A 23,541-nucleotide genomic window follows, 5' to 3' on the forward strand; every position below is an offset into this window, starting at 1 on the left:
CAGAATTATAAGGATGAATTTGAAGACAGATGCAAGATAAAGGCAAAGTCACGGGAATAGATTGCCACGCCCATATTATGGTGGTGGACTTTCCTTTGGCCCCTGAAATTCACTCTCGCCCTGTCAGAGATGTGAGTGCCAAAGAATACCTAGAAGTCCTGCGTAGCCATGGGATCTCCCATGGGGTTCTAACCGCCCCAAGCTTTTATGGCGCAAATAATACGTTGCTATTTGATGCGCTACGCAACTTTCCAGATCAACTCAGAGGCACAGCGATTATCGATCCTGCTATAGAGATCACTACCCTTGAGCGTCAATTACATTTGATGCGAGAAATTGGTATTGTTGGGATACGTCTCAATTGGAATAAGAAGAAAGTTCTTCCAGATATTAATAGCGCGCAATATAAAAGACTACTCGCTCTAGCAAGAGACTTAGATCTGCATATTGAATTGTTTATAGAAGATCACTTACAAGAACAGGTTGTTCCACCAATTCTGGCAAGTGGCGCCACTTTAGTGCTGGATCACTTTGGCAATCCTGATCCAAAGTTGGGCATCAAGAGTGCATCCTTTCAGAATACTTTGCGCGCTCTTGAAACTGGCCAGGCGTGGGTCAAGCTCTCTGCCCCCTATCGTATAGGCTCTTTAAATGGCGTCAGTATTCAGCCTTATGTTGATGCCCTAGTGGCGGCAAACCCCAAGCAGCTGGTCTGGGCCAGTGATTGGCCTTGGCTGAGCTATGAAAACCAATTTACTTACGCTGATTGCTTAACTTGGATTCAATCAGCAGTTGACGATTTAGCAATTTGGGAAGATATTTTCATTCATAATCCTAAAACGCTTTTTCATTTTTAAACTCAGTTTCTTCTAAGGTTCTGATATGCGCCACTTAATAATCTCACTCATTCAATATCTTGCTAAAGGTTTATTGGGTCTTAGCGCAATGTGTTTATTACACAGTCCCGTGTTTGCACAAACAGTAACGAAATTGATTGTGCCTACTGCGCCTGGTGGTGGTACTGACGCTCTCTTTCGGGTGGTCTCGAAAGATGCACAACGCTTTATTGGTGGGCCGATTAGCATTCAGAACGTCGCTGGTGCTGGCGGCACTATTGGCCTTGCACAAGTGATTAACTCTGCGCCCGATGGCTATACCTTAGCTGGCGTATGGCCTGCGCCAGTGACCGTTGTGCCACAAACTACTAAAGTGCCTTACACGCCAAATGATTATATTCCAGTGATTCAGCTCTCGACTGCCCCTTACATCTTTTGTGTACGTCCTGACTTTCCAGCAAATGATGGCAAATCATTCATGGAGGAGTTGCGTAAGAATCCCAAGAAATATACCTATGGTACTGATGGCTTGGGCGGTCCTGCGCAGCTTGCTGCTGAGCGCATCTTCAAGACCCAAAATATTCAAACCGTCGATGTCCCCTATAAAGGCGCCGGTGAAACCATTGTGGGTTTCTTATCGAATCAGATTGATATTTATGTAGGCTCTATTCCGCCAGTGCTACAACACGCGAATGTGGGTAAGGCTAAATGTTTATTAGTTTCCTCGGTCAACAGAAATGCGCAGTTTCCAAATGCGAGCTCTTTAAAAGATATTGGTCTTGCTAAAGAAGAGACTTTACTGTGGCGTGTCATTCTTGCCCCTAAGGGTACAAACACTGAACGTATCAATCAAATTGTGCAAGCCTATAGCAAGGCGATGAAAGAGCCTGATACTTTGCGCTACTTAGATGAGGCAGGCGAATCTTCTGCTGTGCTCACTGGTAAAGAGTTGCAAGATAAGCTCACTCAAGAGTACGTAGCATTTAGTCAGATCGTAAAGAGTCTAAATTTGGTTAAGTAAGGCTTTTTTCTGTTTGGCTACCTGCTGTAGCTTTTGGCAGTCGGGGTTGGGTGTGCCGTCTTCATTGAGAATATTAAATTCTCGGCAAGGGCTTGGTCGATCTTCATAGATTGAGCAGCGCCAGCCTTCTTCTTTGTTATGGGTAAGAGCTACACAAGGAGCGCCACCTTTTTCGGTGCCTTTCATGCAAGCAAGGTGTTCTGTGAGCTTAGTTGTCAGATCTCCTGGAACCACTCCAGTGCCGTTGCCTGCAATTTCTCCATGGTAAAAACTCACTCGGAAATGCTGACAGCACTGACCACATTCAAAGCAAGGGTTGGGGTTCATTGGTTTTTTGCTTGGTGACTGATGAACTCATTCTAACTGCTTTAAGCCATTCTAAAAGAGCAAGGGAATAAGGAATCCGTGATTTCCTTATTCCCCCCACTTTCACCTGCTGCTGCGGTTTACTACTTATTTACTGCTATTACTGATCTTTACTCGTATCTACGATTAAATACTTGCTTTGTTTCGGTTTCATGACGCTTGGTGTTTTTGAGCACTGCGCAGTAAGACAGAATCATGATGACTGCCAATGAGATGCCGTTAAAGTTGTTCATCAAGTTGCTGATTGTTTCCATTTGTTTCTCCTCTTTCGCTATTGAGTTTGTTGCTACGTATTCAGATTAGTGGGTCAAAAGCTCACAAAATGAGCTTGTAAAAAATAACTGTTTTGCTGTAGTTTTTTCTTCTTTTTTCTTCTCTTTTCTTATCTCGCTACTGGTAACTCATCCCACTGGGTGGTGTAGTTCGGTGACTTATTGCCCGCTTTCATTTGCCACTCTTGTTTTGTACTATTGGTTCCTGCAGCGGCTGATCTGAGTACTGCATTACCAAACCGTGTGTTGATCTGATCCATCGCTTTCATGAGATGTGCAGACTTGCCTTTGGTCTCAATATCTTCAAATAGAGACTGCTGCACAGTGGGCTTATCACTAATGAGATTGAGAATGACGCCTGCTTTCTTATAACGAAAGTTTGGTTTATAAATTTGCTTGAGACCCGCAAGAGCTGCATTGGTTAATGTCAGTGTGTTATCGCTTGGGTCAGGCAATGGAATCGTGATGCTCTGATGATGCTGTGGCTCGTATTGCTTAAATGGGTTGGTCTGAATAAATACGATGAGCGCGCCCGTAGTGCTGTTTTGGGCTCTGAGCTTCTCCGCTGCGCGTGCTGCATGGGTGGCAACTGACTCAGCAAGCTCTGCCTGACTAGTAACGAGTTTTCCAAAGCTGCGCGAGGCAATGATTTGTTGTTTGGCTGGCGCCACTTCTTCAAGCTCTAAGCAAGAGGTCCCGCGCAGTTCATAACAAAGTCGTTCCATCACGACGCCAAACTGTTGGCGCATCGCTTGTGGTGAAGCCTGCAAGAGATCAAACACACTATGAATATTTTGGGCTTTGAGTTTTTTAGCAATTTGCTTACCAACACCCCACACCTCACCTACTTCGGTCTCACTCATCCATTGATAGAGCTCTGGTTTGCTCATAGCATTTATGTCGCACACTCCTGCGAACTGTTTGTGTTTCTTGGCTAAGTGATTGGCTAACTTCGCTAAGGTCTTACTCACGCCAATGCCAACGCAGACTGGCAGACCGGTTGTGTCCTTGACCTGCTGCTTGATTTTGTTTCCTAGCTCGATCGTGTCTTGATATTGTTTTAAGATAGTCTCGATTTGCAAAAAGCTCTCATCGATGCTGTAAACCTCCAGGTTCGGTGTGAAGGCCTTGAGTACTTGTACTACCCGGCTACTCATATCTCCATACAGGGTGTAGTTTGATGAGTAAGCCTGAATGCCATGCTTTCTGGCTAAGTCTTGCATCTGAAACCAAGGCGTGCCCATCTTCACACCCAGCGCTTTGACTTCTGCACTACGCGCTACTGCACAACCGTCGTTATTAGAGAGCACTACCATCGGCACTTCTTCTAACTTAGGCTGAAACACGCGCTCACAAGAAACGTAAAAGTTATTGACATCAACGAGTGCAAAAAGAGGGTTCATGACTTTGCCTCCTTGTTGTATCTGCTGCTCGCATTGCTGTATTTGCGTACTACCCCGACGACTACGCCCCAGATTTGCAACTCGCTACCTTCGTTAAAGGTGATGGCTTGATAGCTTGGGTTTTCTGCTTGGAGTTCAATACGGCCGCGTAATTGATACAGGCGCTTGATGGTGTACTCGCTATCGACTACCGCCACCACGATGTCTTTATGTTTTGGCTTGAGGGCTTTATCAACGACTACCTTGTCGCCATCACAAATACCGGCACCCAGCATGGAATCGCCCTTCACTGTGAACATGAAAGTAGCCGGCTTGTTCTGGACCAGGTAATGATTTAGATCGAGGCCCTCCTCAGCGTAATCTGCTGCTGGACTGGGGAATCCCGCTGAAATTCGGTGACTTAGAAGCCTAGTCTCATAGGTAACAAAATAAGCTCCCAAGGCTTGCGGGCTCTGGGTAAGACTTACTTTGGCGAAGTTCATTTTCTGGGTCATATCCACTAATATACTGTATGTTTATACAGTATATGTAAAAACCGTAAAAATGAGGCTGTTTTTGTTGTTTTGAGGTCTTTAGGGGGCTAGGGATTGCATAATGGGTCAAATAGCTGCCGACGCAGTGATCTATAAAAGAACAGTAGGAGACACATGAAGACGTACAAGATAGCGTCCATTCCGGGTGACGGAATTGGTAAGGAAGTCATTCCTGAATGCGAAAAGGTTCTAAATGCCCTGAGCAAAAAACATCCTGAAATCGCTTTTGAGTTTGAGCACTTTGATTGGGGTGGTGACTACTACCGCAAGCACGGCATCATGATGCCCGACGATGGTCTGGATCCTTTGCGTTCTAAAGATGCCATCTTGTTCGGTTCGGCTGGTGACCCAAAAATTCCCGATCACATTACTTTGTGGGGCTTGCGTCTCAAAATCTGTCAGGGCTTTGATCAGTACGCAAACGTGCGCCCTACTCGCATTCTTCCCGGAATTGAAACACCGCTACGCAATTGCAAACCTGGTCAACTCGATTGGGTGATTGTGCGTGAGAACTCCGAAGGTGAATACTCTGGTGTTGGCGGTAGAGCACACCAAGGTCACCCCATTGAAGTCGCTTCCGATATGAGCATCATGACTCGCGTTGGGGTTGAGCGTGTACAGCGCTTTGCTTTTAAGTTAGCGCAGTCACGTCCTCGCAAACACCTCACCGTCATTACTAAATCGAATGCCCAGCGTCATGGCATGGTGATGTGGGATGAAATCGCTAATATCGTTGCTAAAGATTTTCCGGATGTCACTTGGGATAAAGAGCTGGTTGATGCCGCCACGGCGCGGATGGTCAATCACCCTGAGTCTTTAGATACTATCGTGGCTACCAACTTGCATGCAGATGTGTTGAGTGATTTAGCGGCGGCACTCGCAGGCAGCTTAGGTATTGCACCGACTGCCAACCTAGATCCAGAACGCCGCTATCCATCGATGTTTGAACCTATTCATGGTTCGGCGTTTGACATCATGGGCAAAGGTCTTGCTAATCCCATTGGCACTTTCTGGTCGGCAGTCATGATGCTCGACTTCCTAGGTGAAAAAGCGCTTGGCGCTAAATTAATGGCTGCGATTGAAAAAGTCACGGCTAATCCAAAGTTGCACACTCGTGATCTTGGCGGCAGCGCCATGATGAGTGATGTTACTAATGCAGTGATTGAGGAGATCTCCAAATGAAGCTATTTAAATTACCGGGCTATTTACTAAGTGCTTGCTTGATTTCTTTTGGTTTGCTATCAGGGGCTAGCGCTCAACCGTTTCCAGATCGAACCATTCAGTACATCATTCCCTTTCCTGCTGCGGGTGAGTCTGATTTAGTGGCGCGTTATCAAGCCGATATCTCTGCCAGAAAGTTTAATCAGCCAATGGTGGTAATGAATCGTGCTGGCGCTGGTGGTGCTTTGGTATGGAGCGCTCTGAACACCTATCCTGCTGATGGCACTACTGTGGTGGGTGTCAATATTCCCCACACCATCTTGCAACCTTTACAAGAAGGTATTCAATACAAGACTGAAGACATTAATGCGATTTACTACTACCACTTCACTCCAGATGCCTTGATGGTCTCTGCCGATAGTCCTTATAAGACCTATCAAGAATTTGTTGCTGCTGCTAAAAAAGATCCAGGCAAGATGACTCTGGCTGGCTCATCGCAGTTCTCCGCCAACCACATGGCAGTAGAGCGTTTAAATAAATTGGCCGGCGTCAAAATTACTTACGTGCCCTTTAAAGGTACAGGTGATTTGATTACCGCCTTAATTGGTATGCACGTGGATGGCGCAATGGGCTATCTACCATTAGCGATTCAGCAAAAGGGTAAGGTACGTACGCTTGCCATTGCTACTGAGAAACGTAACCCTGCTCTGCCAGATGTGCCAACCTTTAAAGAGCTTGGTTTGAACTGGGTAGACGGCGCTTATCGTGGTGTTGCTCTACCTAAAGCTACGCCGCTGGTATTGCAGCAAAAGATGTCTGACTACTTTGCCAAACTCAATGCCGACCCTGAAACTAAAAAGAAACTAGAAGACTCCGGGTTTGTGATTGTGGATGTTCCTTTGGCAAAGATGCCGGCCTTCATGAAAGAGAAAATTCCTCAAGCCATGGAAGATGCGAAGAATGCAGGGATGATTAAGTAAGGCTTTCTGAGTTTTTTTATTAATCCTTCTTTTACTTCCAATAAAAAACCACCGCATTCGGTGGTTTTTTATTTAGCAGAACACAAAGGCTAGTATTGCGGGATCATCTAAAAATGCATTGGATAGATAAATGCTAGCGCGGTACAGCCAAGGATGAATAGTCTCAACGATTTCAGAAAAATATTCCATAGAGCTAGTTTAACTGCTGATGCTCTCTAGAATCTACTTTCCAAATGTCATCAGACATCATCCATAAAGCCACCGCCACCACCATCATCCCAAGAACTCCCGCCACCATCATCCCAAGAGCTGGCATCGTTCACACCAAAATTAGGATCTGTAGATGCTGGGCCGCCAACTTGATTCATATTGGGATTGGCATTTGAATGATTGCTATCGTGACCACCCATAAGATTACTCGCTAATGCTTGGCCAGCGTACATCCCAGCACCTAAAGCTGCACCAGTTGCAAGACTACCCATCAAGCCACCGCCCATACCACCGGCTGCTGGTGCTCCAGGATAGCCGGGACCACCAGGATATCCAGCAGGACCGCCTGGAGTACCAGGGTAACCAGCACTTGGTGCGTTATAGACTTGCACCGCCTCAGCCTTACGGCGCCTCATCACGATGATGATGCCCACCACCAAGATCGCAATCAAACCCCAGAAGATAGGATTACTAAAGATTGATGATGTGCTCGCAATAGAATTACCTGCACTATTGGCGAGTTGCACCTGGAGTTTTTGTACAGATTCTGGTTGCGCAAAAGGCAAACCTGGCGCGAGATTTTGTGCCGTCATGAAATGATTGCGCGCTACATCTAACTTACCCTCTTTGAGGTAAAGCTCAGCCGCAACATAGTGCGCCTTTGCACTGTTAGGATGATTTTGCAGAACTTCTTTCATCATGACATCAGCTTTAGCTAACTGCCCAGATTGCACAGCTTTATATACCTCTGGCAAAGTTGCTTCAGCAAATGCTGCATTGCTAGTAAGCAGTAACGCCGCAGCGAATACGCCAACTAATAGATTAAGTGTTTTACGAATGTTCATCAGGACTCCTTGTAGGATATTTCACTGCAATTTTGATTATCGCTAGTTTAGGTATTTTTGCTATTCCCTATTGATATGGGGGCTTTTAGGGGAAATTCAAGGACTAAAAGCCTAGCTAATTTGATGTATCTTACCTTCTGATGAAATCAAGTAAGCCTTATTTGGCTTGTCTTTTCGAATGCGTGTGAGCTCAGTCTGATAGCCCTGTAGCTGCTTGCGGTATTTTTCGTACTTCTCGCTGTTAGGTTCTGGGATGGTGAGCTTGTAATCGATGATGGCTAGATGGTCGTCTAACTCGACCAAGCGGTCCATGCGGTAACTCTTACCCTCTTCGCTAGTGATGTCCAGCTCATTCCAAGCGGCAATCCATTGCCCTGAAGAGAGATAGTGTTTCAATTCTGGCGCTTCTAATACTGCTTTGGTTCGAGCAATCAACCTTTGGGCATGCGCTTGATCTACTCCAAGCCAATTCATCACTTCTTGCTCACTTGGCATAGATGGTTTATCTGGATTATTTGAGTCTGCAGTGAGGAACTCAAGAAGCTTATGAAAGTTTGTACCCTCTTCCAAGATTTCTGGGTCGGGCTCTTCTTTTGCCTGCTCTAAGGACTTTGCTATTAGCTCCTTCGCTAGCGCTCCACTCTCAATCTTCAAAATCGAGTCTTGGTAATCTGTCTTTGCTTGGTCCCATGCGATCTCAAAGTGATCGATCTTAAATGGCATGCTGCCTAACTCTACCTTGATCTCATCCTGTTTTTTGGGAGAATCCTCAAGGCCAAGAGTATGGATATCTAAAATTGGCATCCCCGCAGCTAGGGCTCTGCCATACCAGGAGCGCTCATTAATTCCCGTTTTAGTTCTGCTTTGAACGCCGCTAAGCCATAAGCCCTGTTTAGCTCTGGTCATGGCAACGTATAGTAAGTTCCAATTTTCATTCTGACTAACTTCATTTTCTTTTTTGAAAATGACGCTACGCTCACCAGTCAATGTCTTACCGGTATATAGAGAAAGATGACTTGGGCTAGCATGCTCTGGAGACCAATCTAGTAGGACGCCTCGGTGTGGTGCTCGCCACTCAGTGTTATTGGCATCTAGCATGATGACAAACGGTGACTCTAATCCTTTGGCCCCATGAATTGTCATTAAGCGTACACGCTTATGCCGATCTTCTTCTGACATCTCGGCCTGCTCATCTAGCTCACCAATATCTTCATTGCTATCTGCTTCTGCCTCTACATCACCCTCATCTGGTGTCTCATCATCATCGCCACGACGCATCGCATTCATATCATCAATGAAACGACTCAGACTTGGATAGCGACCACCATCTTGATTTAAGGCAAGCTCTAAGAAGGCATCCAGATTTGCTAAGACTTGCGCACGCGCCAGGTTTTGAGCAGCAATGGCATAACTCACTCGCAGATTACTCTCGTGATAAATCAAATCCAGTAAGTCATGGACGGGCAGTGCCTCACCTAAAGCACGCCAATGCTCTAAATACCTTGCTGCCCTCTGAATTCCAGAGTCTTGGCTCGCTTGTAAGGCGTCCCACCAAGAGCGATAGCCTTCATTGCCAGCAATACTCATGCTCAGCGATTGCATCTGCGCTTCAGCAAAACTAAATATGGGACTACGCAATACCTGAGCCAATGGCAAATCATGTCGTGGCGATACCAAGACTGTCAGCAAGGCAATCAAGTCATCAATCTCTAGAGTATTAAGAAGGCCGCCTAAGCGTGAGCTGTCATAAGCCAGGCCTGCTTCTCGTAAAGCCCTCTCAAATTGCGGTAAATATTGACGGCGCTTGACTAATAAGATGAAATCACTCGCTCTCGCAGGACGCCAATACTCCTTGCCATCTTTTTTATCCATCACTTGTCGTGTCACGATCACATGATGAATCAAGCGACTAACTTGCTTGCCTTCTTCATAGCGCTGTTGCACGTCCATCGTTTGACTCGCATCTTTAATCGCATTATCAAAAGCGGTACCAGTTCGCTCTGGCTGCACCTTCTCAACTCGCTCAATCAACGGTAGCAATTGCGCTTCACCTTTTGTCGCATAGTCTTGTGCTGGAAGGCCTACTAATAGGGGCTTCCAAGCTGTTGTCTGTTCAGAATATTGATAACTCTCAGGCAAAGTACCCGCCAAGAACACAGCATTCACCGCATCATTAATAGCAGGTGCATTGCGTCGTGTCTTATTTTGTGACAAAGGCACAGCATTTAACTTATTTACTAGAAAATCCCTGGCGCTATCAAACAGTCTTGGATCAGCACGGCGAAAACGATAAATTGATTGTTTTGGATCACCCACAATAAAAACGCTTGGCATAGAACCATCATCACCATAGCCATCTAACCAGGAGCGTAATATCTGCCATTGCAATGGATTGGTATCTTGAAACTCATCAATCAGAATATGTTTGTACTTCGCATCGAGACGTGCCTGTAAATACGTAGCATTAGTAGCGCTTGCCATTAATTGACTCACGCCAATTTCTAAATCATCAAAGTCACGTACCCGCATAGACTCTTTGGTTTTTTCCATATGGCTGAGCATCTCTTGGCTCATGGCAAACCAAGCCATATTGAGTTTATGGATAAGGTGCTCGCTTTGCCAGGCAAACAGGGCTTCATAGGCCTGCACCCAATCATTGCGAATAGCAGTAATTTGCGCAGGATCTCCACCCGTTTTATTAAGGTACTTGAGTATTGGAGCAGAAGTTTTTTCAATATCCGCTAATGGTGTTCGGGTTTGCGTCAAAAAATAAGTTTCAAACTTATCGGCAATACCCATAATGGATCTAGCAGCAGCATGATGCGCCATCACTTCCTCAAGGTAAGGAGCTTTGCTGATTTGAGTTGGTGTGCCATTACTAAAGCACTTATAGAGTATTTCTAGATTTTCTTTAGTTTCGGGGCGTTCCCAAAACATTTGCAGTGGGTTTTGCTGGTTTAAGCATGGCAGGACCTGATCTAGATATTGAATTGCTTCGATGCCTTTTGTCTTACAAGCCTCTTGAAAAAATGTCCATGCACCTCTTTGCTTGAAGAGACTGTAATTACCCATCAAGAACTTTTGGGTTTCACTTGCACCAAACTCAGCTAGGAGCATGTCATAGTGTTTTTTAAGATTGTCAGGTAGATCGCCCCACCAGTCTTGCATACACTCTTCTTGTAGGCGCTTGACATCTTCTCGAAGATTAAAGCCTGGCTGAACTTCTGCTGACACAGGTGCTGCGCCCAGCAAACGTCCAAACCAACCGTGGAAGGTATCAATGACAATGGCCTGGGGGCTTGATAAGACTTTGATATACAGAGCCCGTGCTTGAGGCAGCAAGTTCTTGGCCTCATCTTTAGAGAGGCCCCTAATGTACAACTCATGGATGAGCGTATCGTCATCAGCAGTAGAAAATTCTTCTAGCAAACCGTATAGACGATCACGCATTTCTTGCGCAGCTTTACGTGTAAAAGTAAGGGCTAATATTTCTTGTGGTTTTGCACCGACTAACAATAGCCTGATCATACGAGCTACCAATAGCCAAGTTTTGCCACTACCTGCGCAGGCAGAAACAATCACTGATCTTTCAGGATTGCAGGCTAAGGGGTAATCGAACTCTTCGCTCACCACATCCCCTTTCTGCATATGCCTCTAGCTTCGCAGTACTGACAAACGCTATCAGGTGCAAATGCTTGCATAGGTTTACGCGCCCACAAACTATTGAGGTCTTTCTCGATCTGCTCAGAAAATTGAGCCATTGCATTGGGCATATCCTCTACTGTATGCGCCCGGATATTTTTATCCTCGCCTTTATCAATCTCTGCCTTAAGCGAAACCCACTGCGCCTCCCCTACTGTCCGCCCTGGGAGGTGGGCTGCAATCGTATTCTCATTGGCAGCGCGAGCATAGATTAAAAGCTGTGGGTCATCCAAGATATTCTCAGAGCGGTCCACAATTTTTTTCATTTTCTGATTTTTATAGTCAATCACTGCTGCTGCCGTAGTATTAGATTCATGAATATCAAATCGATCAGCGCGCCCCGCAATGCGGATATCTCTTTGCACCCCATCAGGGTCAGTCAAACTTAATGTAAATCCAATCGGTAGCTCGGCATCGTGATAGCGCCATCCTTCATTCTCTCTCTGGATTTGCCAATCAATAAAACTAGGGATTTGTTTTTGCCAATCTCTTAGTGTTCCTAAGACTCTGGCATCACCAGCAATAAGGCGCTCAAACTCTTTTTCTGAACACTTCATTAAGTGATCGATCATCCACAGACGTCTTACCTCGTTACCTTGGTGTATTGGTGAATGCGACTTCTCTTCTTCAGTCTTGAGTGCCTGGAAAAAGGTTTTGAGAAGCGCATGCAATATCTGTCCGGCTAAGGATGCATCAAAACCCTCTTCAAATTCTTTTGCCTTACGTAATCCTAATAAGCTGCTGACGTAATAGCGATAAGGACAATCGCGCAAAGCCTTATAGGCACTAGGTGAAACTGTAATGGGGATAGCTAAGTTCTGATTAGGCATGCTCACTGACATCGAAATTGGCTGAGATTTACCTTCATACAACTCTGGCTTCGCATCAATGACTCGCCAGTCTTTTAATTTAGCTTGTAAGCGCTGAATCCAAGCTGATGGCCTTAACGGTTCTCCACTTTTACTTTTACTCTGCCAAAGCAAATCGACATTCTTACAAGACACTAGCAACTGAGAAAGATCTCTCGCCTGCTGAATGTATTGCGCGGCAATCGTGGATGATTTGAGATATCGATTTAGCGTATCTGAGAAAAATAGGGGTGGCTCAGAAAAAGCAGGAAGTTGCTGCTCATCACACCCCACTAGAACTACGGCATCAAATTGACGTAGTCGTGTTGAGCTGAGAGGCAAAATACTGAGGGTTGCTAGCGCTTCTTTGCCAGCTTCTTCATAAGACGCTTCTTCGATGATTGTCTTTAAAAGGCTTAGCCACTCGGGTAAGCGCATCTTGAGGTCTTTATAAATGCCGCTACTCAAATCAAATCCTTTTAATACCTCCAGGAGTTGTTTGCCTGCAGCATCATTTTCAAGTTTCTGTACCATGCCCGTTTCTTGAAGATTTTTTTGCAAGAGCACATAGGCGCTAGAGCAATCTAGCATTGACTGTTGCCAGCCATTGTGCAAGCGCCTGACAAACTTAATGAGATCAATCAAATGCGCATTAGGTGATCCACCATTGCTTGCAGCGTAACTATTGGCTCGCTCTATGGCCATCGTAAAAGTTTCCCAACCAGACTTTGCCTGGCTAGCGATCAAAATATCTTCAAGTTGAGCAATGAGGCCAACACATACTTCGGGTGATGTATTTAGACTATGCGAAAGATCAAAATACGGGTTTTGTAAAAACTCAAGCAAAGCACTCGCACTGGGGCCTTCCTTAGGAGCGCGGATGATTTCTAGCCAGCTATTAAATGCTGCCGCAGCTCTAGTAGTAGATAACTTCCAACCAGTTTCATCACGAATTCGTAATGCACTACCTAAACGACTCAGTAATGCGCGTGCCCGACGTGCTGCTAAACGATCTTGCGCAACTAAGGCAATATTTTTCTTACCAGCAATCAGATGTGACTCAATCGATTTGGTTGCAGCCCAAGCTAATTCTTCAAAACGTCTTGCTGCCAGTAAGCGCCATTCAGCCTGCCTATGAGATTGAAGGTTGCTCTCGATTTGAGAGTCTTCTGCGCTATTGGCAACTTGGATATGACCCTCTGCATCCAGCCCACATAGCGCCTCGGGCCAAAGGGCAACTGATTGCCAGTCTAGGTCTACACGAACTACCGTTGCAAATTGAGCGTAATCGTTCAGGTAACCATCAATTAACTCTTGATCAATCGGCTTTGGATCAGCAGTCTGCACCCAAATGAATGGGCGTACTGTAGTGGGATTTTTCTCTGCATTGGCTTTGGCTAATTGCATCTGGGCAGCCATCGCTAAATGTTTGCGAATGACTGGATCACCAATGTTTGTTAGGTAACGCCAGAAAGTTAAGAGGACTGCAGACTCTTCATCGACCACATTGCGTGAGAGTCCTACATAGGCTTTAGCAACGGCTTGATCTAAAACGAGCTCTACTTTTTTAAGCCAAGCTTCGGTATCAATCGTATGGGTTTGCAGCAAGTCATTTAACTCGCTTTGTAATTTCGGAACGACCACTTCTGATAATGAGTCACACGCATCAATAACAGCTTGCGCTAAACCCCATGCACCTGCTTCACTCTCTGCCTTAAACCAACTTTGCAACACTTTGTGTTTTCGTAGATTCACAAAGACGGAGAGCCATCTCTCTAAATCCGTTTGTTTCTTTGGAAACTTCCATGCGCCTGGTGCTGCTTCTAGCCAATCAGTAAAACTAATGACTTGCGGCAAGAATGCGATATTGCTTGGCAGATCCTTTGGTCGGTTTTGCTCTAGGGCTGCCCTCACCCCAATCAGTGGTCCAGCAGTACTGAGGACCACTAAGGGACGTTTTTGGGTTTGTTTTGCACAATCCCAAATACCTTTGGCTAATTCAGTAAGCGCCTGACTATTGGGCGTAATGGCCCAAGCTTGTGGCTGCTTTTGCTTTGAAATGGTCGGAAATGGGTTAGGCATTACAGGGGATGGTGGATTGGTCTTGTTTTAGGGCTTATTTGGAAACTTATTGGGGAAATCAGGCACAATCTTTGGCTTATTGCTAATATAAGCTTTGTAACGCCACAATTAAATAAGTCTAAATAAGGAATTTTCATGAGTGCCGGTATTAAATACGTAACTGACGCCTCTTTCGAACAAGACGTCCTCAAGTCTGATAAACCTGTTCTCCTCGACTTCTGGGCCGAATGGTGTGGTCCTTGCAAAATGATTGGCCCAATCCTGGAAGAGCTTTCCGGTGAGTATGGCGACAAGTTGCAAATCGCAAAAATGAACGTGGATGAGAACCAAGGCGTTCCAGCCCAGTTCAATATTCGCGGCATCCCGACCTTGATCCTATTCAAAAATGGTACCGTGGCTGCTCAAAAAGTAGGCGCTTTGGCCAAATCCCAGTTGTCTGCCTTTATTGATAGTCATCTGTAAATAGTCCCACACCACGGGTTCACTAGCTGAGCCTGTGGTTTTTACCTACTTCCCCAGCTTGCCAGAACCGTTTTTTAGTGTAGTATTGCGTTTAACAGTAGTTCAGCGCCTCGCCCTTACAAAGCAAAGTGCTCATTTCCAGCAATTACCCCCCCATCTTTTAAGTAAATCTCCCAAATTCTGTTTTTCTACATCTGCTTGATTTCCATCAGCGCAGCGACACCCCAAAACCAATTGATCTAATCCCTTTTTTCTTTATCAACACCAGAGAACCACATGCAATTAACTGAACTCAAAGTCCTCCACGTATCCGCCCTGCTCGAAATGGCAGCTAGCTTGGAGATTGAAAATACCCAACGGATGCGCAAACAAGAATTGATGTTTGCCATTTTGAAGAAACGCGCTAAAGCCGGTGAAATGGTTTTTGGTGATGGCACTTTAGAGGTGTTGCCAGATGGCTTTGGTTTCTTACGCTCTCCTGAAGCCTCTTACATGGCTTCTCCAGATGATATTTACATCTCCCCCGCACAGATCCGCCGCTTTAACCTACACACAGGAGACAGCGTTGAAGGTGAAGTACGGACACCAAAAGATGGCGAGCGTTACTTTGCTTTAGTGAAAGTCGACAAGATTAACGGTTTGGCTCCAGAAGCCCTCAAGAACCGCATCATGTTTGAGAACTTAACCCCACTACACCCTAACCGTACGATTTTGTTAGAGCGCGATATCAAGGCAGAAGAAAACCTCACAGGTCGCATCATCGATATGATCTCCCCGATCGGCTTTGGCCAACGTGGTTTGATTGTGTCCTCACCTAAATCCGGCAAGACAGTCATGATGCAGCACATCGCGCATGCCATCTCTGCTAATAACCCTGATGCCATCTTGATTGTTCTCTTAGTGGATGAGCGCCCTGAAGAAGTTACCGAGATGCAGCGCTCCGTTCGCGGTGAAGTCGTTGCTTCTACTTTCGATGAGCCAGCAGTACGTCACGTCCAAGTTGCCGAGATGGTGATTGAAAAAGCAAAGCGTTTAGTTGAGATGGGTAAAGATGTCATCATTTTGCTTGACTCCATTACCCGTCTTGCGCGCGCTTACAACACCGTGATTCCTTCTTCTGGAAAAGTACTTTCTGGTGGTGTGGATGCCAATGCCTTACAACGTCCAAAACGCTTCTTCGGCGCGGCCCGTAATATTGAAGAAGGTGGTTCATTAACCATCATTGCTACTGCCCTAATTGAAACGGGTAGCCGTATGGATGACCTCATTTATGAGGAATTCAAAGGCACCGGCAATATGGAAGTCCACCTTGAGCGTCGCTTGGCTGAGCGTCGTGTTTATCCATCGATTAACCTTAATAAGTCTGGCACCCGCCGTGAGGAATTGCTGGTCAAGGCAGAAAATCTCCAGAAAATCTGGGTATTGCGTAAATTGCTGGCCGATATGGACGATATTGAGGCGATGAACTTCATCGTGGATAAGCTCAAATCGACCAAAAACAATGGTGAATTCTTCGACCTCATGCGTCGCGGAGGCTAATTTAGGGGTCCTGAGGGCTGTTTAGGCCCTTTTGAGACCCCAAAAGTGCGCTTTGTTGTTGATTTCATGGCATAATTTCGCCTTTGTTGCACCATTAACTGCTTTTAACTTGGGAAAGTATTTAGGTTCTTTTAACCTAAACGGCTACCCGCTCATAGGACTCAAAATGAAACCTGGCATTCACCCCGAATATCGTGAAATCGTCTTTGTAGACGTTTCTAATAACTTCAGCTTCAAGACTCGCTCCACTATGTCTACTAAAGAGACAATCAAGTGGGAAGATGGCAAGGAATATCCATTGTCCAAGATCGAGACTTCATCTGAATCACACCCTTTCTACACTGGTACCCAAAAAATCATGGATACCGCTGGTCGTGTTGAGAAATTCCGTCAGAAGTTCGGTACCAAAGCGGTTGCTAAGTCTACCGGTGATGGCGCTGCTAAAACAGCTGAGAAAAAAGCTGCTGCTGCAGAAGCTAAAGCTGCTGCAAAGCCAGCTGCTAAGAAGAAGGCTTAATTCACTTCAATTCGTAGGGTATGTGAAATACCTACTCTGCGAGATAATCAAGGCAGCATTTGCTGCCTTTTTTATTTTTGTTTTTGCTTAAATCGAGTTCATGGTCAAACTTACCGCTGCTGCTACTAAATCGATTCCGCGCATCATTATTTTTGCGCTGACATTGGTTTATGGTTTTGTGGGCCTCTTCTTTCGTGATCCTTGGAAAAATGAGGACGCCATTGGCTTTGGTGGCATGTGGACTTTATTTCGCGGCAATTCTGTCGATTGGATTGTTCCTCATATTGCTGGACGCGATGCTTCTTTAGGCGCACCACTACCGTATTGGATGGGCGCTACTCTCATTGAATTATTTGGATCCTGGATCGGCGCTGCTAATGCTGCGCGCTTATATTCTGCCATTTGCTTTTTCTCTGCGGCTTTAGCAATTTGGTATGCCACCTACCTTCTTGGTCGTCGTCGCGAAGTACAGCCAATGGCATTTGCTGTTGGCGGTCAACCCGATTTGAAGAGCTATGGCATGACCTTGGCAGATGGTGCGCTACTCATCTTCTTAGCTTGTGTTGGTCTAGCTCAACGTGCTCATGAAACTACGCCCATGATGGCGCAACTGATGGGCATTAGCATCGTACTTTATGGAACCGTGCGTGGCTTAGACAAACCATGGCAAGGCGGTTTGTGGACTGGTCTTGGTATTGCTATTGTTGCCCTATCTAGTAATCTCACCTTAAGCCTAATCATCGTTAGCTCAACCATCATTGCCGTCCTAGCTAGTAATGCCAAGTTACGTTTCCGCTGGACATTAACGAGTACTGTTTTAGGTTTAATTGGTTTTGCTATTTGGCCGATCATTTGGTATTTAGCTGATCTTCCGGTGCATTTACGCCACCTTGCTGAAGAAGGCTGGCGCAATATTCCAGAAATGCGTGCTACCCCTTCAATTGAATCGCTTGGCTTTTTAAGTGTGAACTTCTGGGCCTATGCATGGCCTGTTTGGCCACTCGCAATCATCTCTTTAGCCCACTGGGGTCGGGTCAAAGATGCTGGCGCTTGGCGCGCTCCCCACCTTTGTATTCCACTCAGCTTATTTATTGGCAGTTTAATTTATGTTTTGTTCCGCTTGGAAGCGAACGAACATGATTTGATGATTCTGATTCCGAGCTTAGCGATCATTGCTGCATTTAGCCTGCCGATCTTAAAACGCAGCATGATTAGCTTCATTGATTGGTTCGCAATGTTTAGCTTCTCCATTATTGCTATTGCCATTTGGATTGTTTGGTTGGCAAAAGTAACCGGCTATCCAGAATCTACTGCTGCAAACTTAGCCCGTCTGCTTCCCGGTTTCACATTCCAATTTAACTTCCTTGCCCTTTTTATAGCAATAGTGGTTACTGGTGCATGGTTTGCAGTTGTACGATGGAGAACCTCTCGTGCCCCCAAGGAAATCTGGCGCTGCCTCATTATCTCTGCATCTGGTACAACTTTGATGTGGGTGTTGTTGATGACGCTATGGTTACCAACGATCAACTATGCAAAAACCTATCGTCAGGTATCTGCACGTCTTTCACAAGTAGTCCCATCTGGTGTTGGCTGTATTAATACTAGCAATATCGGCGCTGCCCAACTTGCCTCTTTTAGCTACTTCACCAAACTCTCTTTGCGCGATGACCCTAATTGTCCGTGGATGTTGACTCATAATCAATCTACAGCTACAGCATACGCAAAGCTCAATGATAAAAAATTGCGTTTAATTTGGGAAGACCGTCGCGCGGCTGACCGTGATGAACGCTTACGTCTTTACGAAGTAATCTCGGAATAAATAGTGCTGCACTTTAAACTATCGCGCCTGCGCGAGGACGTTCCTGCTTTGCTCAAACTTGCTGGCCCACTTCTCATTGGTCAGTTAGCCGTGATTGCGTTTGGCGTGCTAGATACCGCCATGACAGCCCGCTACTCTGCCGAAGACTTAGCCGCATTAGCTATGGCCTCAGCAATCTTCATCAGTATTTATGTTGGCCTCACTGGAGTAGTTTCTGCCCTCGCTCCAATTGCCGGGCAACTCTTTGGTGCTAAACGGTATTCTGAGATTGGCGAAGAAGTAAGGCAAGCTACTTGGCTGGCACTAGGCCTCACTATTCTTGGCTGCTTGATTTTGACGAATGCAGATCATGTGCTAGCTATCTCGCGCGTTAGCCCAGATATTGAAGGTAAAGCAAGGTTGTATCTCAACATTCTGGCGATTGGATTGCCTGCCAGTATGGTGATGCGCGTATTGATGGCTTTGCACAATGCCGTATCTCGTCCTGCCGTGATTACTGTCATTCAGCTTATTGGCTTGGGTTTAAAGCTGCCTCTGAACTTACTCTTTATTTATGGTGGCTTTGGAATTGAAGGTATGGGTGGCCCTGGATGTGCAGTAGCTACCGTAATTATTAACTGGACCTGGATGCTCTTGACTCTAGGATTTGTTCTGTTTGACCGCTTTTATAAACCCTTTGAAATCTTTGTCCGTTTTAGCATGCCAGATTGGCAACGCATCTGGACACTATTAAAGCTGGGCATGCCGATTGGCTTTAGCTATTTGATTGAGGTGACTTCATTTACTTTCATGTCACTCTTTATTGCGCGCCTGGGCACCACTGCATTGGCTGGACATCAAATTGTTGCCAATCTAGGGACTGTAATTTACATGGTGCCGCTCTCCCTCTCGATTGCAACCATGACCTTAGTATCGCAATCTATTGGTGCCAACAAACCAGAACGTGCCGAGGAGATTGGCTGGTCATCAGTACTATTCACAACCGCTACCTGCATCACCATTGGCATTGCCGTCTGGGTCTTCAGAATGCAACTATTAGACTTATATGATCCACCGGCAGAGGTAAAAGCCTTTTCGATTCCACTCTTTTTATTTGTTGCCTTCTATCAAATCTTTGATGCTCTGCAAGTAACAGCCGCATTTATTCTGCGGGCTTATCGCATTGCCTTTTGGCCCATGTTGATCTACGCTGGATCATTGTGGGGTGTAGGTCTTGGTGGTGGCTACCTTATGGGCTTTAATGTTTTTGGCAATGTACCTACCTTCTTGCAGGGTGCCAATGGCTTTTGGGCTGGGAACAGTATCAGCCTTGGATTGGCTGCCTGCTTCTTACTCTACCTCTTTAGAAAAACAGCGGATCGCTATGAAAAAACGCATCCGCCGCTGAAGGTATAGATTAGCGATAAATAACTGGGAGTTTATCGATAGCTTCGACCTGAAATAGGCGCAGAATAACTAGGGACTTGATTGCCCTTAGAGTACATACACTGTTGATAGGCGATGTTGTATTGCGTTTGAGATTGGTTTTCTTTTCCGGATGCATTCATAGCGCCAATTCCTGCGCCACCTAATAAACCAATGCCAGCACCAGTCCCTACATTAGTATGGCTACCACCACCAATCATCGCTCCAGCAGCAGCGCCTAATGCGGCAGCTATAGCGGCGCTAGTAGCAGCGTCCTTTAATGCAACATTACTACTGTCTTTAATAGAATTGGCTGCAAACTCACGGCACTGTTGATCTTCTTGCTGGAATACTTCAAACGGTTTGCCCTCGCGGGGCATGATGGCAACTGTCGGGCCGGTTGGCGCAGATACACATGCAGCTAATGATGCAAGAACAGAAGCAGTCAATACTGTGATGCGGGTAAATCGTTTCATATCAAACCTTAAAATATTCAGAATTATTTTTAACGCATTGGTTGTTTGGGACGAGCGCTACTAGTTGGCGGTGTTGCAGGCTCTGTTTGCCAACCAGTAGGGCAATCTTGTACATATGGGAAATACTGGCCACTGGCTTGGCAGTAATACCAAACTGCGGGCTGGGGTTGTGATACCAAATACATGGGTTGAGGAGGCGGCATATAAGTCACGACTGGTGGGGCATATACCACCGGAGGGGCATAGTAACCTGCATAAGGTCCATAACCGCCATAAGCCCAATTACCTCGCCATCCTGGCCCCCATCCCGGGCCATATGCTGCTGGGCGCCAGCCTCCACCATAACCACCACCTACGGATACATTCCAGCCTACATTGCCTGCTTGGGCAGCCACTGGTAAAGCTAGTAATACAGCGGCTAAGAAAACTCCTAAGATACTGAATTTATTAGTTTGTTTCATAATCGACCTCCTCAATTTGGCCTTGTACTTCTCCGAAACTCTCATTTAATTTTAATTAGCTTCACTATCAATAACGCCTCAAATACAGTTTAGCTGACAAGAAAATCAGAAATTATGGCTCTACTTTAGCGCCAGACTGCTGAACTACTCTACTCCACTTGCGGGACTCTGCAACCATCAATTTAGACAGGTCTTGCGGGCTACCGGGGGCAGGTTCTAGACCGCTTGCCAAGAGTCGATTTTTAACCTCTGGGTTTTCCAAGGCCTGTCTAGTTAACTGGTTAAGACGTCTTTGAATAGCTGGCGGTAAATTTGCTGGCGCCATCAAAGAAAACCATGACACTGCTTCAAATCCAGGCAATCCTTGCTCAGCAAGTGTCGGAATCTCTGGGGCAGCGTATGAACGTTTCAAGGTAGTGACACCTAAAGCCTGTACCTCACCTGCCTTAATCAAAGGCAATGACGAAGATAAGTTATCAAAGAGCATTGAAATACGTCCACTGACTAAATCTGGCAAAGATTGAGCACGCCCCTTGTAAGGGATATGGCGAATATCAATACCTGCCATCTCTTTAAATAATTCACCAGACATATGTAATGAGGTGCCAACGCCTGAAGAGCCAAAAGTCAATTGATTTGGCTTAGCTTTAGCAAGCTCAATCAACTCATGAACATTGGTGACGCCCAACTGTTTATTCACAATCAAGACATTGGGGGTGCTAGCTAAGAAACTAATGGGTGTGAAATCCTTCACCGGATCAAAAGACATCTTTTCATAAAGAGCGCCATTAATCGCATGAATGCCCACGGTACCAATGAGTAATGTGTAGCCATCAGGATCGCTCTTAGCAACTAAATCTGCGCCGATGTTGCCACCATAGCCCGGACGATTCTCAACAAGCACTGCCACACCAAGGGTTTGCTGCCAATTTTCAGCTAAGACTCGCGCTAAGATATCGGGCGCACCACCTGGAGTAAAGGTCACGATGATCCGAATGGCCTGCTTAGGCCAAGGAGTCTTTACTTGCGAGTGTGCGCTAGATACACCAAGCCAAATCAATACCAGCACTAAGAGGCTCTTCATTAGCCTTGAAAATGGCATCATTACTTGAGTTAAAAACCGAAGCGGTTACGTAACCAAAGCCAGCCTTCGTACTTCACAGGATCATCAGCGCATGGGCCGATGCCGCACTCTAGTAGCGTGGATATCAAATTACCCGCCACTAGCAGAACAAAAATGATCACTAAAGCATTAGCAAATATAGAGCGGGAACGCACTTCTCGATTGGGCAACATGAGCAGAATGGCAAAGCCCAGTAATAAACCTAAATAGCCAAGGAAGGCCCAGGTATAAAAATGCAGCTCTAAGAAGGTTGCACCAAATCCCTTATCCCCAGGCAGGATGTGAAGCAGCACTTGACGCAAAGAAACCACTATTCCTACTAAGCCCCCGATGATGCCCCAACCATAGTGTGCTGCGTGAGCGCCACAGCGAATATTCAGAACCAAAGCAAAGCCAATGATGACAAACGCAATACGCTGCATTAAACATAGTGGACAAGGCAATTCACCAAAATACAGTTGATCAACAAAGGCGTATGACAAAACACCAATCACTGCAAGTAATGCCACTTGATTACCAAGGCCAGCCAGAGAAGGAACAGAAATCTTACTCACAGGCTGATATTAAGATGAGTGCTTGCATGCGAGCGGAACCAGACAACTAGGATTCCAACGGTAATGGCTAATACGATTAAGCCTGCAAGACGCTTTTCAAACCAGACCAAAATCAGTCCGATGAATGCTGTCAGAAAAGGCAGAAACATATACATAGGGGAATTCTAGCGCAGGATGTCGCTAAGGCGCTAAATTAAGGGCTTATTTAGGGTGCTAAATAACTTTAGTACTTAAATTAACTAAACCTTCAACACTGCCTTCAAGTACATCACCCTTCTTTACTGGGCCTACACCAGCTGGCGTACCTGAAAAAATTAAGTCGCCCGGCTCTAAAGTAAACAAAGTAGAGAGATAAGCAATAGTGTCGGGTACATTCCAGATTAATTGGTTTAAGTCGCCCTCTTGACGCACTTCACCGTTAACTAAAAGCTTAACTGCACCTTTTGTTGGATGTCCACATTGAGTTGCTGGAGTAATCTCTCCGCAAGGAGCTGCTTGGTCAAATGCCTTTCCTGTATCCCAGGGGCGCCCCATCTTCTTAGCCTCACCTTGCAAATCACGCCTTGTCATATCCAAGCCAACACCATAACCATAAACATGGTCCAGGGCTTTATCAGCCGGGATGTTTGCGCCACCTTTACCAATCGCAACGACCATTTCGATTTCGTGATGGACATCTTTCGATAAATTGGGGTAAGCCATGTCTTTTCCATCAGTCACGATAGAGTTGGCTGGTTTCATAAAAAAGAATGGGGGCTCACGATCTGGGTCATGACCCATTTCACGCGCATGATCTGCATAGTTACGGCCAACACAGTAAATCCGATTGACTGCAAAACGGCGGCTATCCCCAGTGACTGCTAGCGATATCACTGCTGGTGGATCAATCACAAATGCTGAACTCATAAAACCCTTTCTATGAAACCT

The 23,541-nt window shown here is 45.8% G+C and carries 22 protein-coding genes; 9 read left to right on the forward strand and 13 right to left on the reverse strand.

The window, feature by feature from the left end; all coding sequences use genetic code 11:
• Positions 1 to 29 precede the first annotated feature (29 nt).
• Both ICN29_RS02660 and ICN29_RS02665 read left to right on the forward strand, forming a co-directional pair.
• Positions 30 to 857, forward strand: coding sequence for an amidohydrolase family protein (locus ICN29_RS02660; RefSeq protein ID WP_216129445.1), 828 nt, complete (start codon positions 30 to 32; stop codon positions 855 to 857).
• 25 nt (positions 858 to 882) lie between these two features.
• Positions 883 to 1,857: a tripartite tricarboxylate transporter substrate binding protein gene (locus tag ICN29_RS02665; RefSeq protein ID WP_216129447.1), complete on the forward strand. Its 975-nt coding sequence runs from the start codon at positions 883 to 885 to the stop codon at positions 1,855 to 1,857.
• Here ICN29_RS02665 and ICN29_RS02670 read toward each other — a convergent pair.
• From ICN29_RS02670 to ICN29_RS02685, 4 genes are all read right to left on the reverse strand, one after another.
• Positions 1,840 to 2,184: a YkgJ family cysteine cluster protein gene (locus ICN29_RS02670; RefSeq protein ID WP_216129448.1), complete on the reverse strand. Its 345-nt coding sequence runs from the start codon at positions 2,182 to 2,184 to the stop codon at positions 1,840 to 1,842. The genes ICN29_RS02665 and ICN29_RS02670 overlap by 18 nt on opposite strands.
• Positions 2,185 to 2,333: 149 nt before the next feature.
• Entirely contained in the window at positions 2,334 to 2,477 is a 144-nt protein-coding gene (locus ICN29_RS02675; RefSeq protein ID WP_216129451.1) for a hypothetical protein, read from the reverse strand.
• Between the two features lie 128 nt (positions 2,478 to 2,605).
• Positions 2,606 to 3,898 carry a Y-family DNA polymerase gene (locus tag ICN29_RS02680; protein WP_216129453.1) on the reverse strand — a complete coding sequence of 431 codons (1,293 nt, stop codon included), beginning with the start codon at positions 3,896 to 3,898 and terminating at the stop codon, positions 2,606 to 2,608.
• Positions 3,895 to 4,392 carry a LexA family protein gene (locus ICN29_RS02685; protein WP_216129455.1) on the reverse strand — a complete coding sequence of 166 codons (498 nt, stop codon included), beginning with the start codon at positions 4,390 to 4,392 and terminating at the stop codon, positions 3,895 to 3,897. Before ICN29_RS02685 ends, ICN29_RS02680 begins: the two co-directional genes overlap by 4 nt.
• Before the next feature lie 153 nt (positions 4,393 to 4,545).
• Here ICN29_RS02685 and ICN29_RS02690 point away from each other — a divergent pair, with 153 nt between their 5' ends.
• Positions 4,546 to 5,613: a tartrate dehydrogenase gene (locus ICN29_RS02690; protein WP_216129457.1), complete on the forward strand. Its 1,068-nt coding sequence runs from the start codon at positions 4,546 to 4,548 to the stop codon at positions 5,611 to 5,613.
• Positions 5,610 to 6,572 carry a Bug family tripartite tricarboxylate transporter substrate binding protein gene (locus tag ICN29_RS02695; protein ID WP_216129460.1) on the forward strand — a complete coding sequence of 321 codons (963 nt, stop codon included), beginning with the start codon at positions 5,610 to 5,612 and terminating at the stop codon, positions 6,570 to 6,572. The genes ICN29_RS02690 and ICN29_RS02695 overlap by 4 nt, the downstream gene beginning before the upstream one ends.
• Before the next feature lie 239 nt (positions 6,573 to 6,811).
• Here ICN29_RS02695 and ICN29_RS02700 read toward each other — a convergent pair whose 3' ends face one another.
• The 3 genes from ICN29_RS02700 to ICN29_RS02710 all read right to left on the reverse strand — a co-directional run bounded on the left by ICN29_RS02700 (position 6,812) and on the right by ICN29_RS02710 (position 14,259).
• Positions 6,812 to 7,627, reverse strand: coding sequence for a tetratricopeptide repeat protein (locus tag ICN29_RS02700; RefSeq protein ID WP_216129462.1), 816 nt, complete (start codon positions 7,625 to 7,627; stop codon positions 6,812 to 6,814).
• 111 nt (positions 7,628 to 7,738) lie between these two features.
• Positions 7,739 to 11,257, reverse strand: a complete 3,519-nt coding sequence (locus tag ICN29_RS02705; RefSeq protein ID WP_369411621.1) for a UvrD-helicase domain-containing protein — start codon at positions 11,255 to 11,257, stop codon at positions 7,739 to 7,741.
• Entirely contained in the window at positions 11,254 to 14,259 is a 3,006-nt protein-coding gene (locus ICN29_RS02710; protein ID WP_216129466.1) for a PD-(D/E)XK nuclease family protein, read from the reverse strand. The genes ICN29_RS02705 and ICN29_RS02710 overlap by 4 nt, the downstream gene beginning before the upstream one ends.
• A gap of 135 nt (positions 14,260 to 14,394) precedes the next feature.
• Between ICN29_RS02710 and trxA the strand changes: the two genes are divergently transcribed.
• From trxA to ICN29_RS02735, 5 genes are all read left to right on the forward strand, one after another.
• The gene (trxA, locus tag ICN29_RS02715) at positions 14,395 to 14,721 is read left to right on the forward strand and encodes a thioredoxin TrxA (protein WP_216129469.1); all 327 of its coding nucleotides are present in this window, start codon (positions 14,395 to 14,397) and stop codon (positions 14,719 to 14,721) included.
• A 276-nt stretch (positions 14,722 to 14,997) separates the two neighbouring features.
• Entirely contained in the window at positions 14,998 to 16,260 is a 1,263-nt protein-coding gene (gene rho / locus ICN29_RS02720; RefSeq protein ID WP_088524673.1) for a transcription termination factor Rho, read from the forward strand.
• A 166-nt stretch (positions 16,261 to 16,426) separates the two neighbouring features.
• Positions 16,427 to 16,777 carry a type B 50S ribosomal protein L31 gene (locus tag ICN29_RS02725; RefSeq protein WP_216129471.1) on the forward strand — a complete coding sequence of 117 codons (351 nt, stop codon included), beginning with the start codon at positions 16,427 to 16,429 and terminating at the stop codon, positions 16,775 to 16,777.
• A gap of 100 nt (positions 16,778 to 16,877) precedes the next feature.
• Positions 16,878 to 18,596, forward strand: a complete 1,719-nt coding sequence (locus ICN29_RS02730) for an ArnT family glycosyltransferase (protein ID WP_216129473.1) — start codon at positions 16,878 to 16,880, stop codon at positions 18,594 to 18,596.
• 3 nt (positions 18,597 to 18,599) lie between these two features.
• Positions 18,600 to 19,991: an MATE family efflux transporter gene (locus tag ICN29_RS02735; protein WP_216129475.1), complete on the forward strand. Its 1,392-nt coding sequence runs from the start codon at positions 18,600 to 18,602 to the stop codon at positions 19,989 to 19,991.
• A 23-nt stretch (positions 19,992 to 20,014) separates the two neighbouring features.
• On the opposite strand, the gene ICN29_RS02740 is transcribed toward ICN29_RS02735, so the two are convergent.
• The 6 genes from ICN29_RS02740 to ICN29_RS02765 form a co-directional block, all read right to left on the reverse strand.
• Positions 20,015 to 20,476, reverse strand: a complete 462-nt coding sequence (locus tag ICN29_RS02740) for a glycine zipper family protein (RefSeq protein WP_216129477.1) — start codon at positions 20,474 to 20,476, stop codon at positions 20,015 to 20,017.
• A 29-nt stretch (positions 20,477 to 20,505) separates the two neighbouring features.
• On the reverse strand, positions 20,506 to 20,937 hold the full coding sequence (locus ICN29_RS02745) for a hypothetical protein (RefSeq protein ID WP_216129479.1): 432 nt from the start codon (positions 20,935 to 20,937) through the stop codon (positions 20,506 to 20,508).
• 112 nt (positions 20,938 to 21,049) lie between these two features.
• Positions 21,050 to 22,021 (reverse strand): tripartite tricarboxylate transporter substrate binding protein, encoded by a 972-nt coding sequence (locus tag ICN29_RS02750; RefSeq protein ID WP_255538041.1) that lies wholly within the window; start codon positions 22,019 to 22,021, stop codon positions 21,050 to 21,052.
• Positions 22,022 to 22,050: 29 nt separating this feature from the next.
• Positions 22,051 to 22,614 carry a disulfide bond formation protein B gene (locus ICN29_RS02755; RefSeq protein ID WP_216129483.1) on the reverse strand — a complete coding sequence of 188 codons (564 nt, stop codon included), beginning with the start codon at positions 22,612 to 22,614 and terminating at the stop codon, positions 22,051 to 22,053.
• Positions 22,611 to 22,769, reverse strand: coding sequence for a DUF5993 family protein (locus ICN29_RS02760; RefSeq protein WP_216129485.1), 159 nt, complete (start codon positions 22,767 to 22,769; stop codon positions 22,611 to 22,613). Before ICN29_RS02760 ends, ICN29_RS02755 begins: the two co-directional genes overlap by 4 nt.
• A 58-nt stretch (positions 22,770 to 22,827) precedes the next feature.
• Positions 22,828 to 23,520 (reverse strand): fumarylacetoacetate hydrolase family protein, encoded by a 693-nt coding sequence (locus tag ICN29_RS02765; RefSeq protein WP_216129486.1) that lies wholly within the window; start codon positions 23,518 to 23,520, stop codon positions 22,828 to 22,830.
• Positions 23,521 to 23,541 lie beyond the last annotated feature (21 nt).

The sequence above is a fragment of the Polynucleobacter nymphae genome, from assembly GCF_018882155.1.
Classification (GTDB): domain Bacteria; phylum Pseudomonadota; class Gammaproteobacteria; order Burkholderiales; family Burkholderiaceae; genus Polynucleobacter; species Polynucleobacter nymphae.